This window comes from Paracoccus amoyensis (assembly GCF_014490725.1).
In the GTDB taxonomy this organism is placed as follows: Bacteria; Pseudomonadota; Alphaproteobacteria; order Rhodobacterales; family Rhodobacteraceae; genus Paracoccus; species Paracoccus amoyensis.
On sequence record NZ_JACOQL010000003.1, the window covers coordinates 151,905 to 167,579 of the forward strand.

The 15,675-nt window shown below is 59.9% G+C and carries 15 protein-coding genes and 1 pseudogene; 14 read left to right on the top strand and 2 right to left on the bottom strand.

Annotated elements, in window-relative coordinates:
* Positions 1–227: 227 nt before the first annotated feature.
* The 11 genes from sucC to H4P12_RS09860 all read left to right on the top strand — a co-directional run bounded on the left by sucC (position 228) and on the right by H4P12_RS09860 (position 11,260).
* Positions 228–1,421, top strand: coding sequence for an ADP-forming succinate--CoA ligase subunit beta (sucC, locus tag H4P12_RS09810; RefSeq protein ID WP_187793513.1), 1,194 nt, complete (start codon positions 228–230; stop codon positions 1,419–1,421).
* A gap of 7 nt (positions 1,422–1,428) precedes the next feature.
* Positions 1,429–2,313, top strand: a complete 885-nt coding sequence (sucD, locus tag H4P12_RS09815; RefSeq protein ID WP_187793514.1) for a succinate--CoA ligase subunit alpha — start codon at positions 1,429–1,431, stop codon at positions 2,311–2,313.
* Positions 2,314–2,573: 260 nt separating this feature from the next.
* A complete protein-coding gene (locus tag H4P12_RS09820) occupies positions 2,574–2,939 on the top strand; it encodes a hypothetical protein (RefSeq protein ID WP_187793515.1) in 366 nt (121 codons plus the stop codon).
* Between the two features lie 20 nt (positions 2,940–2,959).
* Entirely contained in the window at positions 2,960–3,427 is a 468-nt protein-coding gene (locus H4P12_RS09825; RefSeq protein WP_187793516.1) for a hypothetical protein, read from the top strand.
* Positions 3,428–3,476: 49 nt separating this feature from the next.
* The gene (locus tag H4P12_RS09830; protein WP_187793517.1) at positions 3,477–6,461 is read left to right on the top strand and encodes a 2-oxoglutarate dehydrogenase E1 component; all 2,985 of its coding nucleotides are present in this window, start codon (positions 3,477–3,479) and stop codon (positions 6,459–6,461) included.
* Between the two features lie 4 nt (positions 6,462–6,465).
* A complete protein-coding gene (gene odhB, locus H4P12_RS09835) occupies positions 6,466–8,067 on the top strand; it encodes a 2-oxoglutarate dehydrogenase complex dihydrolipoyllysine-residue succinyltransferase (RefSeq protein WP_187793518.1) in 1,602 nt (533 codons plus the stop codon).
* Positions 8,068–8,218: 151 nt separating this feature from the next.
* Positions 8,219–8,635: an EVE domain-containing protein gene (locus H4P12_RS09840; RefSeq protein ID WP_187793519.1), complete on the top strand. Its 417-nt coding sequence runs from the start codon at positions 8,219–8,221 to the stop codon at positions 8,633–8,635.
* A gap of 1 nt (position 8,636) precedes the next feature.
* Complete coding sequence (locus tag H4P12_RS09845) at positions 8,637–8,894, top strand: hypothetical protein (protein ID WP_187793520.1); 258 nt, start codon at positions 8,637–8,639, stop codon at positions 8,892–8,894.
* A 1-nt stretch (position 8,895) separates the two neighbouring features.
* Entirely contained in the window at positions 8,896–9,285 is a 390-nt protein-coding gene (locus H4P12_RS09850) for an MAPEG family protein (protein WP_187793521.1), read from the top strand.
* Positions 9,286–9,390: 105 nt separating this feature from the next.
* Positions 9,391–10,785, top strand: a complete 1,395-nt coding sequence (lpdA, locus tag H4P12_RS09855) for a dihydrolipoyl dehydrogenase (protein WP_187793522.1) — start codon at positions 9,391–9,393, stop codon at positions 10,783–10,785.
* A gap of 1 nt (position 10,786) precedes the next feature.
* The gene (locus H4P12_RS09860) at positions 10,787–11,260 is read left to right on the top strand and encodes a lytic transglycosylase domain-containing protein (protein WP_187793975.1); all 474 of its coding nucleotides are present in this window, start codon (positions 10,787–10,789) and stop codon (positions 11,258–11,260) included.
* Between the two features lie 104 nt (positions 11,261–11,364).
* Here H4P12_RS09860 and H4P12_RS09865 read toward each other — a convergent pair.
* Positions 11,365–12,290 (bottom strand): annotated as a pseudogene (locus H4P12_RS09865) (class I fructose-bisphosphate aldolase).
* 207 nt (positions 12,291–12,497) lie between these two features.
* Between H4P12_RS09865 and H4P12_RS09870 the strand changes: the two are divergent.
* Positions 12,498–13,067 (top strand): hypothetical protein, encoded by a 570-nt coding sequence (locus H4P12_RS09870; protein WP_187793523.1) that lies wholly within the window; start codon positions 12,498–12,500, stop codon positions 13,065–13,067.
* 69 nt (positions 13,068–13,136) lie between these two features.
* Here H4P12_RS09870 and H4P12_RS09875 read toward each other — a convergent pair whose 3' ends face one another.
* On the bottom strand, positions 13,137–14,339 hold the full coding sequence (locus H4P12_RS09875) for a phosphoglycerate kinase (protein WP_187793524.1): 1,203 nt from the start codon (positions 14,337–14,339) through the stop codon (positions 13,137–13,139).
* A gap of 182 nt (positions 14,340–14,521) precedes the next feature.
* Here H4P12_RS09875 and H4P12_RS09880 point away from each other — a divergent pair, with 182 nt between their 5' ends.
* Both H4P12_RS09880 and H4P12_RS09885 read left to right on the top strand, forming a co-directional pair.
* Positions 14,522–15,031, top strand: coding sequence for a peptidylprolyl isomerase (locus tag H4P12_RS09880; protein ID WP_187793525.1), 510 nt, complete (start codon positions 14,522–14,524; stop codon positions 15,029–15,031).
* A complete protein-coding gene (locus H4P12_RS09885; protein ID WP_187793526.1) occupies positions 15,021–15,617 on the top strand; it encodes a peptidylprolyl isomerase in 597 nt (198 codons plus the stop codon). The genes H4P12_RS09880 and H4P12_RS09885 overlap by 11 nt, the downstream gene beginning before the upstream one ends.
* The last annotated feature ends 58 nt before the right edge of the window (positions 15,618–15,675 follow it).

The window sequence follows — 15,675 nt, forward strand, 5'->3', positions numbered from 1 at the left end:
GGGCCACACGAAAAAATTCGCAAATCTGTCGTGTCGGGACGCAAATATGCGATTGGACCCGTCATGCGCGGCTGAACCTGGGTCCGCAGAAATGTGATCACACAAAATATCCGCGTGATCACAGAATGTAATTTCGGCACAATTTTGCGCTAACACTGCCCTGTTCCGGTTCAAATGGATTTCGCCTTGTGACAAAACCCCAGCAACCGAACTAGCGGGGGATGACAATGAACATTCACGAATATCAGGCCAAAGCTCTGCTGCGTCAGTATGGCGCGCCGGTCAGTGACGGCCGTATCGTCATGAAAGCCGACGAAGCAAAATCGGCGGCAAGCGAGATGGACGGCCCTCTGTGGGTCGTCAAGGCCCAGATCCACGCAGGTGGCCGTGGCAAGGGTAAATTCAAGGAAGCCGAAGCTGGCGAAAAGGGCGGTGTCCGCCTGGCCAAATCGGTCGAGGAAGCCGAGGAGCTGACCCGTCAGATGCTGGGCCGCACCCTTGTGACCCACCAGACCGGTCCGGCCGGCAAGCAGGTCAACCGCATCTACATCGAAGACGGCAGCGACATCGAACGCGAGCTGTATCTGGCGCTGCTGGTTGATCGCGGCACCTCGCGCGTCAGCTTTGTCGCATCGACCGAAGGCGGCATGGACATCGAAGAAGTCGCCGCCAATACGCCCGAAAAAATCGTCAGCTTCAGCGTCGATCCGGCCTCGGGCCTGTCGGACTTCCACGGCCGTCGCGTGGCCTTTGCCCTTGGCCTGACGGGCCAGCAGGTCAAGCAATGCGTGGCGCTGGTGAAAAACCTGTATCGCATGTTCATCGAAAAAGACATGGAGATGCTGGAAATCAACCCGCTGATCGTCATGACCGATGGCAGCCTGAAATGCCTCGATGCGAAGATGGGTTTCGACAATAACGCGCTTTACCGCCAGCCCGACATCATGGCGCTGCGCGATGAAACCGAAGAAGACCCCAAGGAACTCGCCGCGTCCAAGTTCGACCTGAACTATATCGCGCTGGACGGCGAAATCGGCTGCATGGTGAACGGCGCCGGTCTGGCCATGGCCACCATGGACATCATCAAGCTGTATGGCGCCGAGCCTGCGAACTTCCTCGACGTTGGCGGCGGCGCCACGAAAGAGAAAGTGACCGAAGCGTTCAAGATCATCACCAGCGACCCGAACGTCAAAGGCATTCTGGTCAACATCTTCGGCGGCATCATGCGCAACGACATCATCGCGGAAGGCATCGTCGCCGCCGTGAAAGAGGTCGGCTTGCAGGTTCCGCTGGTCGTGCGTCTGGAAGGCACCAATGTCGAGCAGGGCAAGAAGATTATCGCCGAAAGCGGCCTGAACGTGATCGCCGCCGACAACCTGTCGGACGCAGCCGAGAAGATCGTGAAAGCGGTTAAAGGATAAGAAAAAGATGGCTATTCTCGTAGACAAGAACACCAAGGTCATCACCCAGGGCATCACCGGATCCCAGGGGACCTTTCACACCGAACAGGCGATTGCTTACGGCACTCAGATGGTCGGCGGCGTGACGCCCGGCAAAGGTGGCACCACCCACCTTGACCTGCCGGTTTTCAACAGCGTACACGAAGCCGTCGCAGTAAGCGGTGCCAACGCGACTGCGATCTATGTCCCGCCGCCCTTCGCTGCGGATTCCATTCTGGAAGCAATCGACGCGGAAGTTCCGCTGATCGTTGCCATCACAGAAGGCATCCCGGTGCTGGACATGATGCGCGTGAAACGCGCGCTGGAAGGGTCCAAGTCACGCCTGATCGGGCCGAACTGCCCCGGCATCATGACACCGGACGAATGCAAGATCGGCATCATGCCGGGTTCGATCTTCAAGCGCGGCAGCGTCGGTGTTGTCTCACGCTCGGGCACGCTGACCTATGAAGCGGTCAAGCAGACTTCGGACGTCGGCTTGGGTCAGTCCTCCGCTGTCGGCATCGGCGGCGACCCGATCAAGGGGATGGAGCATATCGACGTGCTGCGCATGTTCCTTGAAGATCCGGAAACCGAATCCATCATCATGATCGGCGAAATTGGCGGGTCCGCCGAGGAAGAAGCTGCAGAGTTTCTGGCCGAGATGAAGAAAAAAGGCATCTGGAAACCGACTGCCGGTTTCATTGCCGGCCGCACCGCCCCTCCGGGCCGTCGCATGGGTCATGCCGGCGCCATCGTGTCCGGCGGCAAGGGGGACGCGGAATCGAAGATCGAGGCCATGAAAAAGGCCGGCATCATCGTCGCCGACAGCCCTGCCGGTCTCGGCGAAGCCGTGCTGAAAGCCATCGGCAAATAATCAAGTCCCCGGTGCGGCAATCCTGTTGCACCGGGGGTTAAACGGGCTTTGGACAGATGATGAGCAGCGGTTCAGGCATAACACGAATCGACCGGCAACCGCCCGTCGGCGACGCGGCAGCTTCTCGTCCCGGGGCCTTGTGTCGCCCGTTTCATGCCTGCGCTTCGGCGGCCCGGACGCTGCCGACCCGTGACATCAATTTGACACCTTCGCCCTCTCGCCCGACTATGGACCGTAATCGCGACCGCAGGAGGCAGAGAGTGCAACCCCACGTCAAAACAGCCGAAGGCCGTTATACCGCGCCTTTGTCGCTTGCCGCGCTGCTGCTGATTACGGCCTGTGGACGTGGGCCGACGGATGACATCCTGCCCGGCGGCATTCCGGCGATGACCAATCTGCATCAGGCCAGCACCCTGCCGCCGGACGCCGTTCGCACGGTGGCGCGCCGCGATTTCGGCTGGCGTCTGATCTATCACCCTGCCCGTGCGCCCGCGAATGCGGAACAGGATGCGGCCCGCGCTCTGTGTGGTCTTGAAAAGCGTCGTCCGGCGCGGATCGAACATATCCCGCGCCTTGATCCCTATGCCGATCCCGGTGCGGCAATTATCGACGTCTATTGTGCTTGATGCGAGAACAGGTGACCAGAATGATACATATTTCCCTTCGCACTGCCAAATCAGCCACGATGCTTGGCTTTGTCGCGGCCATGGTCGCAGGTTGCGTGCAGCCCACGCCAACGGCACCCGTGACCACCGCGCCGCCCGCACCCGCTCCGGTGCAGCGCCCGCAAGTGACGACGCCCCCACCCGCGCCCACCGTGACCGCGCCGACGACGCCGGCAGTGCCCGCTGCACCTACCCGCCATACCGGCCCGGTCGACAGCCGCACAGGCTTGCAACAGGCAGCGCTCGTATCGATATCAGGTGACGTGGACAGCCGTTACATCGTGCTGCTGCGCCCCGCACAGGCCAATCCGGGTCAGGTCGAGGCAGCGCCGGCAAAACTTTGCGGGCAGGACGGCCGCAGTGTCGAAAACAGCAAAACCAACTCTCCTGGTTCGGGCGCCGCCATGCCCGGTGTCCAGATCATGATCGTCGAATGTAGCGCCGCGTAACGCGACGCCAGCCACTATTTCCAGCCAAAGCGTCAAGGGCGCGAAAAACATGACCGAGCAACCGAAAAATACCGATTTCCACGACTCGTCGTTCCTTCAGGGCCAGAATGCGGCCTATATCGAACAGCTTTATGGCCAATGGGCCAAGGATCCGGCTGCCGTCGATCAGGCGTGGAACGAATTTTTCCGCGGCCTTGGCGATGCCGAAGCAGATGCCGTCCGCGAAGCGCAGGGCGCAACCTGGCGTCGCCGCGACTGGCCGCCGGTGCCTTCGGACGAAAACACGTCGGCGTTGACCGGCGAATGGCCGCAATCGACCAAAGCCGAAGCAGATGCAGCGATGAAGAAAATCGCGGCCAAGGCCGAAGAAAAGGGCATCAGCCTGAGCAGCGACCAGATGCGTCAGGCGGTGCTGGATTCGATCCGCGCGCTGATGCTGATCCGCGCCTATCGTATTCGCGGCCACCTGCATGCTGATCTTGATCCACTGGGCATGCGCGAAGTCCCCGATAACGGCGAGCTGTTGCCGGAAACCTATGGTTTTGGTCCCAATGATCTGGATCGCCCGATCTTCATCGACAACGTGCTTGGCCTGGAAATCGCAACGATCCGGCAGATCAACGACCTGATGCAGCGCACCTATTGCGGCACTTTCGCGCTGCAATACATGCACATCTCGAATCCCGAGGAAGCCGCTTGGCTGAAAGAACGGATCGAGGGTTATGGCAAAGAGATCGCTTTCACCCGCGAAGGCCGCCGCGCCATCCTGAACAAGCTGGTCGAGGCCGAGGGTTTCGAGAAGTTCCTGCATGTCAAATACATGGGCACCAAGCGTTTCGGCCTTGACGGTGCCGAGGCGCTGATCCCCGCGATGGAGCAGATCATCAAGCGCGGTGGTGCGCTTGGGGTGAAGGATATCGTCGTCGGCATGCCGCACCGTGGCCGCCTGTCGGTTCTGGCAAACGTGCTGTCGAAACCGTTCCGCGCGATTTTCCACGAGTTTCAGGGGGGCAGCTACAAGCCCGAAGATGTCGATGGCTCGGGCGATGTGAAATACCATCTTGGCGCGTCTTCGGACCGCGAATTTGATGGCAATACCGTCCACCTGTCGCTGACGGCGAACCCCTCGCATCTGGAAGCCGTGAACCCCGTGGTTCTGGGCAAAGCGCGGGCCAAGGGTGATCAACTGGGCGATACCGGCGACCGGACTGCCGTTCTGCCGATCCTGCTGCATGGCGATGCGGCTTTTGCCGGTCAGGGCGTCGTGGCGGAATGTCTGCAACTGTCGGGTATTCGCGGCCACCGCACCGGCGGCACGATCCATATCATCGTGAACAACCAGATCGGCTTTACAACCGCGCCCCATTTCAGCCGCACCTCGCCCTATCCGACGGATATTGCGCTGATGGTCGAAGCGCCGATCTTCCACGTGAATGGCGATGACCCGGAAGCCGTGGTTCACGCCGCACGCGTGGCGATCGAGTTCCGGCAGAAATTCCACAAAGACGTCGTTCTGGACATCTTCTGTTATCGCCGCTTTGGCCATAACGAAGGCGATGAGCCGATGTTCACCAATCCGATGATGTATAAGCAGATCAAGGGTCACAAGACGACCCTGCAGCTTTATACGGAACGGCTGGTCAAGGACGGCCTGATCCCTGAAGGCGAAATCGAGGATATGAAGGCCGCCTTCCAGGCGCATCTGAACGAAGAGTTCGAGATCGGGAAAAACTACAAGCCGAACAAGGCCGACTGGCTGGACGGCAAATGGTCCGGTCTGGAACGCGAAGGTGCCGATTACGTGGCCGGTGAAACCGGCATCGCGCCCGCGATGATGACCGAAATTGGCCATGCGCTGACCACGCCGCCGGAAGATGTGCATCTGCACAAGACCGTTTCTCGTCTTCTGGAAGCCAAGAAGAAGATGTTCGAAACCGGCGAGGGCTTCGACTGGGCAACCGGTGAGGCGCTGGCCTTTGGTTCGCTGCTGGTCGAAGGCCATGGCGTCCGTCTGGCCGGTCAGGATTCGACCCGGGGCACCTTCTCGCAGCGCCATTCGGCCATCGTCGATCAGGAAAGCGAAGAGCGTTATTACCCGCTGAACCACATCCAGAAGGATCAGGCGAAATTCGAAGTCATCGATTCGATGCTGTCCGAATACGCGGTCCTTGGGTTCGAATACGGCTATTCGCTGGCCGAGCCGAACTCGCTGGTGCTGTGGGAAGCGCAGTTCGGCGATTTCGCCAACGGCGCACAGATCATGTTCGACCAGTTCATCAGTTCGGGCGAAAAGAAATGGCTGCGGATGTCCGGTCTGGTGATGCTGCTGCCGCATGGCTATGAAGGCCAGGGTCCGGAACACAGCTCTGCCCGGTTGGAACGCTTCCTGCAAAGCAGTGCGGAAGATAACTGGATCGTTGCGAACTGCACGACGCCGGCCAACTATTTCCACATTCTGCGCCGTCAGATCCATCGCGGCTTCCGCAAGCCGCTGGTGCTGATGACGCCGAAATCGCTGCTGCGTCACCCATTGGCCGTCAGCAAGGCCGAGGATTTCCAGACCGGCTCGACCTTCCACCGGGTGCTGTGGGATGATGCGCAGCGCGGGACGTCCATGACCGCGCTGGTGGCCGATGATGAAATCAAGCGCGTCGTCATCTGCTCGGGCAAGGTTTATTATGATCTGCTGAAAGCACGCGATGAGGCTGGCATCACCGACGTCTATCTGCTGCGGCTGGAACAGTTCTATCCGTTCCCGGCACAGGCGATGGTCAAGGAATTGGGGCGCTTCAAGCAGGCCGAGTTCATCTGGTGTCAGGAAGAGCCCAAGAACCAGGGCGGCTGGAGTTTTGTCGAGCCTTATCTGGAATGGGTGCTGGAACGCCTTGGCGCGAAACACAGCCGCGCCCGCTATGTCGGTCGCAACGCCGCTGCCTCGCCCGCCACGGGTCTGGCATCGCGCCATAAGGCCGAACAAGAGGCGCTGGTGAACGAGGCCCTGTCCATCAACGAAGCACTGGCAATCGAAGGATAACCCCATGACCGTAGATGTTCGCGTCCCCGCACTGGGCGAATCCGTTACCGAAGCCACCGTTGCCACCTGGTTCAAGAAACCGGGTGACGCGGTGGCGGTCGATGAGATGCTGTGCGAGCTGGAAACCGACAAGGTCACGGTCGAGGTGCCCAGCCCCGCTGCTGGCGTTCTGGCCGAAATCGTCGTGGCCGAAGGCGAAACCGTCGGCCCGGATGCCCTGTTGGCCCAGATAAACGAAGCCGGTCAGGCTGCTGCACCAGCGGCGGCCCCGAAAGCTGAAACCCCAAAAGAAGAACAACCGCAGGCCAGCAGCGAAGCTGCCGCGAAGACCCCGGAAGGACAGAACAATATGAGCGGAAAATCCGTCGACGTCATGGTCCCGGCTCTTGGTGAAAGCGTCACCGAAGCGACCGTTGCAACTTGGTTCAAGAAGGTTGGCGATACCGTCGCCGCTGATGAAATGCTGTGCGAGCTGGAAACCGACAAGGTCTCGGTCGAGGTGCCCAGCCCCGCTGCTGGCGTTCTGGCCGAAATTCTGGCTGAAGAAGGCGCGACCGTCGATGCCAAGGCGCGTCTGGCCATCATCACCGAGGGTGCTTCCGGCGCGGTATCGGCTTCGGCAAAGGCGCCAGAGGCAGAAGCCACCGGTGACAAGGATGCCGACAAGGCCAGCGATGTCGGATCGCCCGGCGCAGGTCCGGAACAGACCAAGCCGCGCGACGATGTCGAAGACGCCCCCTCAGCCAAGAAAGCCATGGCTGAAAAAGGCGTCAGCCGCGATCAGGTCACCGGCTCGGGCCGCGATGGCCGCGTGATGAAGGAAGACGTGTCCGGCGCAGCCGCAGTCCCGGCGAAAGCTGCCGCACCCACGGCCGTCCCGGCTTCGGCCCGTCCCGTTCAGGACGCCGCCCGCGAAGAGCGCGTCAAGATGACCCGGCTGCGTCAGACCATCGCCCGCCGTCTGAAGGACGCGCAGAACACCGCCGCGATGCTAACCACCTATAATGAGGCCGACATGTCCGGCATCATGTCCTTGCGCAACGAATACAAGGACGCGTTCGAGAAGAAGCACAAGGTCAAGCTGGGCTTCATGTCTTTCTTCGTGAAGGCCTGCGTCCACGCATTGCATGAAGTGCCGGAAGTGAACGCCGAAATCGACGGCACCGATGTGGTTTACAAGAACTATGTCAACATGGGCATCGCGGTCGGCACGCCGAACGGTCTGGTCGTTCCCGTCGTCCGCGACGCCGACCAGAAGTCCTTTGCCCAGATCGAAAAGGAAATCGCCGAACTGGGCGTGAAGGGACGTGATGGCAAGCTGTCCATGGCCGAAATGCAGGGCGGCACCTTTACCATTTCGAACGGTGGGGTCTATGGCTCGCTGATGTCCTCGCCGATCCTGAACCCGCCGCAGTCGGGTATCCTTGGCATGCACAAGATTCAGGAGCGCCCGATGGCCGTTGGCGGTCAGGTCGTCATCCGCCCGATGATGTATCTGGCGCTGTCCTATGACCACCGCATTGTCGATGGCAAAGGCGCCGTGACCTTCCTTGTGCGCGTGAAAGAGGCGCTGGAAGACCCGCGCCGGCTGTTGATGGATCTGTAAGGTCGAGAAAGATGGGAAAGGGCGCTGCAACGGCATCGCTGGGCGGGAAATGCGGGGCCGCGCCCCGCCCTCACCTGCGATCGGTTGCACTCCAATGCCATGATACGGCAAGGTGGGGTCTTGCCCCGCCTTCTTCCTCGCCGAGGCTCGCATGACCCATTACTGGATCAGCACCGTCAGCCGCGAACACGTCATGATCGGTGTGGCCGGCGGCTTTGCCATGATGAACCACGGCAAGCTGGCGCCGTTGCAACGCCTTGGCCCCGGCGACTGGCTGATCTTCTATTCCCCCAAAACCGCCTATCCTGATGGTCAGCCGCTGAAAGCTTTCACCGCGCTTGGTCAGATCAGGGAAGGCGAACCATATCAGGCCGAAATCCGGCCCGGCATGATGCTTTATCGGCGCGATGTGGACTGGCGCAAAGCGGCTGAAACGCCTATCGACCAGTTGAAAGGACGGCTGGAATTTACCCAGGGCAACTGGGGCATGTTGGCCCGGCGCGGATTATTTGAGATTACCGAGGCGGATTTCCAAACCATCCGCAACGCAATGTTACAGGAGGAATGATATGAGCCAGATGATCGCACATTACACCGTGAATGATTTCGCGGCCTTCAAGACGGCCTTCGACAATGACGCCGAAGATCGCGGCAATAACGGGATGTCGCTGCTGCAACTGTGGCGTCAGGATAATGGCAACGCCTGGGCGCTGTTCAACATCAGCGATGCCAAGGCCGCCAAAGCCTATCTCGAGGGTGCGGCAGGTGTCTTCAACAGTCAGGCAGGCGTGACGGCGACCAGCTTTGCTTTGGTCGAAACGGCCTGACGTGACGACCGAATTGACCGTATTGGCGCTGGCCGGAATCCTGCAAGCTATTCAGTTTGCGGTATTCTCGGTCGCCGCCAATCTGCAGGTCGGCCCGAAAGTGGCCATGGGACCGCGCGACAACCCACCTGCTCTGACCGGGACTGCGGGCAGATTACAGCGTGCGCTGAACAACCATTTCGAGGGGCTGATCCTGTTCACGCTGGCGGTTGTTGTGGTGACGATGGGTCAACAGGGGTCCACGCTGACGGCGACCTGCGCATGGATCTATCTGATCGCTCGAATTTTCTACATTCCAGCTTATGTATTGGGTTGGACACCCGGCCGCTCGCTCATTTGGGCGATAGGCTTTGCCGCGACGATGATGATGATTTTGGCGGCGTTGTTTTGATCAAACCGCGCGCCCTGACGAAAGAAGAATAGTGCATGGGCGGTGTACAGCTTGTGTACGCCCAGTGCATGCCCCGTGCGGGCCAAGGACAAGAAGGAGTTTACGATGTCCACCTATGATCTGATCGTGATCGGTGCCGGCCCCGGCGGCTATGTCTGCGCCATCCGCGCCGCCCAGCTTGGCCTGAAAGTCGCCTGCGTCGAAGGCCGCGAAACTCTTGGTGGCACCTGCCTGAACGTGGGCTGCATCCCATCAAAAGCCCTGCTGCACGCAAGCCATCTGCTGCACGAGGCCGAACATAATTTTGACAAGATGGGTCTGACGGGCGCCAAGGTCAAAGTCGACTGGGCCAAGATGCTCGGCTACAAGGCTGAAACCGTCGCCGGCAACACCAAGGGCATCGAATTTCTGTTCAAAAAGAATAAGATAGATTGGCTGAAAGGCTGGGCAACGATCGAAGCCCCCGGCAAGGTCAAGGTCGGCGACACGCTTTATGACACGAAAAACATCGTCATTGCCACCGGCTCTGTCCCCTCTGCCCTGAAGGGGGTCGAGGTTGATAATGCGGGCGGCGTGATCGTCGATTCCACCGGTGCATTGGCGCTGCCGAAAGTGCCAAAATCCATGATCGTGATCGGCGCTGGCGTCATCGGCCTGGAACTTGGTTCCGTCTATGCCCGCTTGGGCGCGGATGTGACGGTGATTGAATATCTGGATGTGATTACGCCGGGCATGGATGCCGAAGTGCAAAAACAATTCCAGAAAATCCTGAGCAAACAGGGGATTAACTTCGTCATGGGCGCCGCCGTCCAAAGCGCCGAAGTCACCAAAGGCAAGGCCAAGGTCACTTACAAGCTGAAGAAAGACGACAGCGAAAACACGCTGGAGGCCGATGTCGTTCTGGTCGCAACGGGTCGACGCCCCACCGTAGACGGTCTGGGGCTGGACAAACTTGGCGTTGAAATGACCGATCGCGGTTTCGTCAAGATCGACGATCACTGGCGCACCAATGTGCCGGGCATCTATGCCATCGGGGATTGCGTTCCCGGCCCAATGCTGGCGCACAAGGCCGAAGACGAAGGCATGGCGGCTGCCGAGGTCATCGCGGGCAAACATGGCCACGTCAATTACGACGTGATCCCCGGCGTGATCTACACCACGCCCGAGGTTGCATCGGTTGGTCTGACCGAAGAAGCCGCCAAGGAAAGTGGCCGCAAGATCAAGGTCGGCAAGTTCCCCTTCATGGGCAACGCCCGCGCCAAGGCGATGATGCAGTCGGAAGGTTTCGTGAAAATGATCGCGGATGCAGAAACCGACCGTATTCTGGGCTGCCACATCGTGGGCCCGAACGCGGGTGAGATGATCCACGAAATCTGCGTCGCCATGGAATTCGGTGCCTCGGCCGAAGATGTCGCCTTGACCTGCCATGCCCACCCGACCACGTCGGAAGCGGTTCGCGAAGCGGCACTGGCACTTGGCGACGGTGCGATTCATGCCTGAGATGGCCCAGTGGGGACGCCGGGGGCTGATCCTGTCAGCTCTGGCGCTGGCCGCCTGTGGTGGCGGCAATTCGCGACCGATGCCCGAAGGCCTCGGCGCGAACGGCCTCTATCCCAACGAAACGCCCCACTTGCGGTCGCGTATCACCTATTGGTCGCGCCACTATCAGGTGCCCTCTGCACTGGTTCAGCGTGTCATTATCCGGGAATCCCATCATCGCCCCGGGGCCCGAAACGGCCCCTATTACGGCCTGATGCAGATCCTGCCGCAAACCGCCCGCACGATGGGTTATCGCGGCCCGGACAGCGGGCTTCTGGATGCCGATACGAACCTGCGCTATGGCGTGAAATACCTGCGTGGTGCATATCTCGTTGCTGACGGCAACCCTGACAAGACAATCGGTTGGTATTCGCGCGGCTATTACTACGAAGCCAAACGCAAAGGCTTGCTGGAAGAAACCGGCCTGCGCGGCTGATCCATCTTCTGTGCCTAAATATCCTCGGGGGGTGAATTGCGGCCCCCAAGGACGCAAGAGGGGGCGCGAGCGCCCCCTTTTTCATTCACAATCAAACAGGTTGCTTACGCACCCTTATAGATATCCACCAGCTTTTGCAGCATATCCAGTGCATCTTCGCGCGAACGCTGAAAACTGTTGCGCCCGATGATCGAGCCATTGCCGCCGCCGTCACGGATCGCACGGGCATCGTCATAAACCGCATCCGCGCCTTTCGCGGCACCGCCCGAAAAGACCACGATGCGGCGCCCGTTGAACGATGCCTGCATGCAATGCTTGACGCGTGCAGCCTGTGTCGCGACGTCAATCTTCTGCGCCTCATAGACCTTCTTGGCCTCGGGCAGTTCCAGATGATCGGTCGACAGTTTGATCTTGATGATATGCGCGCCCAGCAGGGCCGCGATCTGTGCGGCATAGGCCGCGATGTCGATGGCGGTTTCGCCGTCTTTGCTGATCGCTTCGCCACGCGGATAGGACCAGATGACACTGGCGATCCCTTTGGCCGCCGCTTCCTGACGCATGGCCGAGATTTCCTCGAACATGCTCAGCGCCATGTCCGACCCCGGATAGATCGTGAACCCGATGGCCGAGCGCCAAGGCGCAGAGCGTCGTCCACGCTTGCCGTGATGGCCTGGTTCTTGCCCGCCGTATCAGACATCAGCGAATTGGCCGAATTGACCTTCAGGATCGTCGGAATCTGACCGGCAAACGTATCGGCCCCGGCCTCGATCATGCCCAGCGGCGCGGCATAGGCATTCAGGCCCGCGTCGATTGCCAGCTGGTAATGATAATGGGGGTCATAGCCGGCCGGGTTCGGCGCAAAGCTGCGCGCCGGGCCATGCTCGAAACCCTGATCGACCGGCAGAATGATCATCTTGCCGGTGCCAGCCAGCTTGCCCGTCATCAGCATCCGCGCCAACTGCGCCTTCACGCCAGGATTTTCGCCTTCGTAATTGGCCAGGATTTTCCGAACCGTATCGGTCATCTGCATTGAAGCACTCCACTCTGTTTGGCGGCTGCATAGCATGGAGGTGACCAGAGACAACGCTGGTGACGCTAACATGCGATAACAATAGCGGAAACAAGCCCACTCGCATCCACAAAGATGAATAAAATCTTAATTTCAAATCATTGGCGATATCGCGTGGCTTGGCACATAGCTGAGAGCGAGGACTGAGTTTTACCCAAAGGAGGTATCATGTTCATGAATTCAAACCTCACGCTTCAACATCTTTCGCTGTTCGGCGGGATGACCAATGCAATCTCAACCGAAATCGGCGGGGATCAGCGCAGCATTTTTGTCCGGCCCATCATCGCGGCGGGTGAGGCAAACGGATATGAGGCGTCAGAGTATACGGCGGTATCGCCCGCGGTGAAATTACCTGCTGACTATAGCGGCTGGTTACAGTCGACGCGCGATTACAGTGATGCGACAGCACAGTCGCAATCTGCCGGTGTCGTTGCAGAGGCTGCATCCACGGCTGTATCGACAGATGCTGCCAGCGCAGAGCAGACCGTTCCTGCAGCAACGGTAACGGAACCCGCGACGGAAACGGTGGCAGCTATTTCCGATACAGCATCTGCGGTGACGGACACCGTTGCGACGTCGGCCACCACCACGACTGCGGAAACGATGTCTCAGACGGGATCGAACGCAACCTCGGCAACGTCAAATGTGGTCGTCGTGACCACTCCGGCGAACAATACCGGCAGCAACAATTCCGGCGGACTGCTTGGCGGATTGCTGCGCGGATTGTTCGGGCGCTGACAAAGCTCATCCTGGAAACCAAACGGGGCGATATCTGTCGCCCCGTTTTTCGTTTGCATTGCCGAACGCTTACTTGCCCGGTTTCTTCAACGCCTGCACACCGGGCAGATCCTTGCCTTCCATCCATTCAAGGAACGCCCCACCGGCGGTCGAGATGAAGGTGAAGTCATCGGCCACGCCAGCCTTGTTCAATGCGGCAACGGTATCGCCACCCCCCGCGACCGAAATCAGACGTCCCTCGCGGGTCAGCTGTGCCGCCTTGCGGGCAGCCGCATTGGTCGCTGCATCAAACGGCTCGATTTCGAACGCGCCCAAGGGGCCGTTCCAGATCAGTGTCTTGCACAGCTCCATCGACTCGCCCAAAGCGGCAACGGTTTTCGGTCCCGCATCCAGAATCATTGCATCAGCCGGACATTGATCGACGGGCAGCGTCTCGCTTGGCGCACCTGCCCTGAACTCGCGTGCAACGACAATGTCTTGCGGCAGCAGGATGGTGCAGCCGGTCTGCGCCGCCTTTTCCATGATCGCGCGGGCCGTGTCGGCCATGTCGCGTTCCGCAAGCGACTTTCCGACCTCGATCCCCTTGGCGACCAGAAAAGTGTTGGCCATGCCGCCGCCGATCGCCAGATTGTCAACTTTTTCGACCAGATTCATCAAGAGATCCAGCTTGGTCGATACCTTGGCGCCCCCAACCACCGCGATCACCGGGCGGTGCGGATTGCCAAGCGCCGCATCCAGCGCCTTCAATTCGGCTTCCATCAGGCGTCCGGCACCTGCGGACAGCAGATCAGCCAGACCCGTGGTCGAGGCGTGCGCACGGTGGGCGGCCGAAAATGCGTCGTTGATAAAGGCCCCGCCAAGCGCCGCGATCGACGCGGCAAAGGTCGGATCGTTCTTTTCTTCACCCTCGTAGAACCGGGTGTTTTCCATCAGCGCGACATCACCGGGCTTCAGTGCAGCGACCACACGCTTTGCCGGACCACCGATCAGTTCGTCACTGAACGCGACCGGCTGCCCCAGTGCGGCCTCCAGCGCGGGCAGGATTTGCTTCAGGCTCATGCTTTCGACGCGCTGACCTTTCGGACGATCAAAATGCGCCAGCAGAACCGGGATGCCGCCTTTGGCCTGAATATCCTTGACCGTTGGCACGATCTTGTCGATCCGGGTCGTGTCGGTGACGCGACCATTTTCCATTGGAACATTCAGATCGACGCGGGTCAGCACGACTTTGCCATCCAGATCCATGTCATCAATCGTATTGAAATCCGCCATCTCGCGTCCTTTCGGGGTGAATGTTTTGAATAGGCTTGTCCCGCATGGGCGCGGCGGCGTCAACAGTGCCGGCAACGTGAGGCATGATGACGCCTGCGTGATAAACCTTTGAGGTCGTCGCGCGTTGCACCTGTGTTCGCAAACGCCTAAATCAACAAGTGAACGTGGCAAAGGAGGGCCGCATGGCCGATATCAAAGACCCCGAAAACACCATCATCATCGAGCTGAAGGACGGCCCGGTTGTGATCGAGTTGCTGCCCGACGTGGCGCCCAAACATTCCGAGCGCATGAAAGAGCTGGCCCGCGCAGGCGCATATGACAATGTCGCCTTCCATCGCGTGATCGACGGCTTCATGGCCCAGACCGGCGACGTAGCCCATGCCAATATGGAAAAGGACTACAATCCGGGCCGCGCCGGCACCGGCGCATCAGACCTGCCCGACCTTCCTGCTGAATTTTCCAAACTGCCGCATTCGCGCGGCACGTTGGGCGCTGCGCGTTCGCAGAACCCGAACAGCGCCAACAGCCAGTTCTTCATCAACTTCAAGGACAACGACTTCCTGAACGGCCAATATACCGTTTATGGGCGCGTGATTGACGGGATGGAGCATGTCGACAAGATCGTCCGTGGCGAACCGCCAGCATCGCCCGACCGCATGATCTCAGTCAAGGTGGCTGCCGATGTTCAGTAAATACCTGCTGGTCCCGGCCCTTGCGCTGACGGCAACCGCGGCCGTTGCGCAGGACGCGCCGACGCATGCTGATGGCCCCGGCCCGAACATGGTGATAGAGGTCGCAGCGGCTGACGGCACGCCCAAAGGCACGATCACGCTTGATCTGCTGGCGGACAAGGCGCCGAACCACGTCGCTCGTCTGGTCGAACTGGCCAAGGCTGGCGACTATGATGGCGTCGTCTTTCACCGCGTGATCGAGGGGTTCATGGCCCAAACCGGCGACGTGGAACATGGCAAGCAGGCTGGCGATCTGTCGCGGGCGGGCATGGGCGGTTCCAGCAAGCCCGATCTTGAGGCCGAGTTCAACGAAACCTCGTTCGACGCGGGCACGGTCGGCATGGCGCGTGCGCAAGATCCCAACAGCGCCAACAGTCAATTCTTCATCGACCTGGCGCCGGCCCCCTTCCTTGATGGTCAATATACCGTCGTCGGTCAGTTGATCGATGGCTGGGATGTCCTGAACCAGATCAAAAAGGGCGATGCCGCCGCGAATGGTTCGGTGCAAGAGCCCGACTACATGTCCAAGGTCACCATCGTCGAATAATCGCGACGTCATTGGACAAAATCAGCAAAAGGGGGCCTTGCGCCCCCTTTTTCGCACT

Bases quoted from the DNA above. Each gene is read 5' to 3' on its own strand.
- H4P12_RS09885 (WP_187793526.1), top strand. From the start codon at position 15,021: ATGTTCAGTAAATACCTGCTGGTCCCGGCCCTTGCGCTGACGGCAACC.
- H4P12_RS09860 (WP_187793975.1), top strand. From the start codon at position 10,787: ATGGCCCAGTGGGGACGCCGGGGGCTGATCCTGTCAGCTCTGGCGCTG.
- H4P12_RS09845 (WP_187793520.1), top strand. From the start codon at position 8,637: ATGAGCCAGATGATCGCACATTACACCGTGAATGATTTCGCGGCCTTC.
- sucD (WP_187793514.1), top strand. From the start codon at position 1,429: ATGGCTATTCTCGTAGACAAGAACACCAAGGTCATCACCCAGGGCATC.
- lpdA (WP_187793522.1), top strand. From the start codon at position 9,391: ATGTCCACCTATGATCTGATCGTGATCGGTGCCGGCCCCGGCGGCTAT.
- H4P12_RS09880 (WP_187793525.1), top strand. From the start codon at position 14,522: ATGGCCGATATCAAAGACCCCGAAAACACCATCATCATCGAGCTGAAG.
- H4P12_RS09825 (WP_187793516.1), top strand. From the start codon at position 2,960: ATGATACATATTTCCCTTCGCACTGCCAAATCAGCCACGATGCTTGGC.
- odhB (WP_187793518.1), top strand. From the start codon at position 6,466: ATGACCGTAGATGTTCGCGTCCCCGCACTGGGCGAATCCGTTACCGAA.
- H4P12_RS09875 (WP_187793524.1), bottom strand. From the start codon at position 14,339: ATGGCGGATTTCAATACGATTGATGACATGGATCTGGATGGCAAAGTC.
- sucC (WP_187793513.1), top strand. From the start codon at position 228: ATGAACATTCACGAATATCAGGCCAAAGCTCTGCTGCGTCAGTATGGC.
- H4P12_RS09830 (WP_187793517.1), top strand. From the start codon at position 3,477: ATGACCGAGCAACCGAAAAATACCGATTTCCACGACTCGTCGTTCCTT.
- H4P12_RS09840 (WP_187793519.1), top strand. From the start codon at position 8,219: ATGACCCATTACTGGATCAGCACCGTCAGCCGCGAACACGTCATGATC.
- H4P12_RS09870 (WP_187793523.1), top strand. From the start codon at position 12,498: ATGTTCATGAATTCAAACCTCACGCTTCAACATCTTTCGCTGTTCGGC.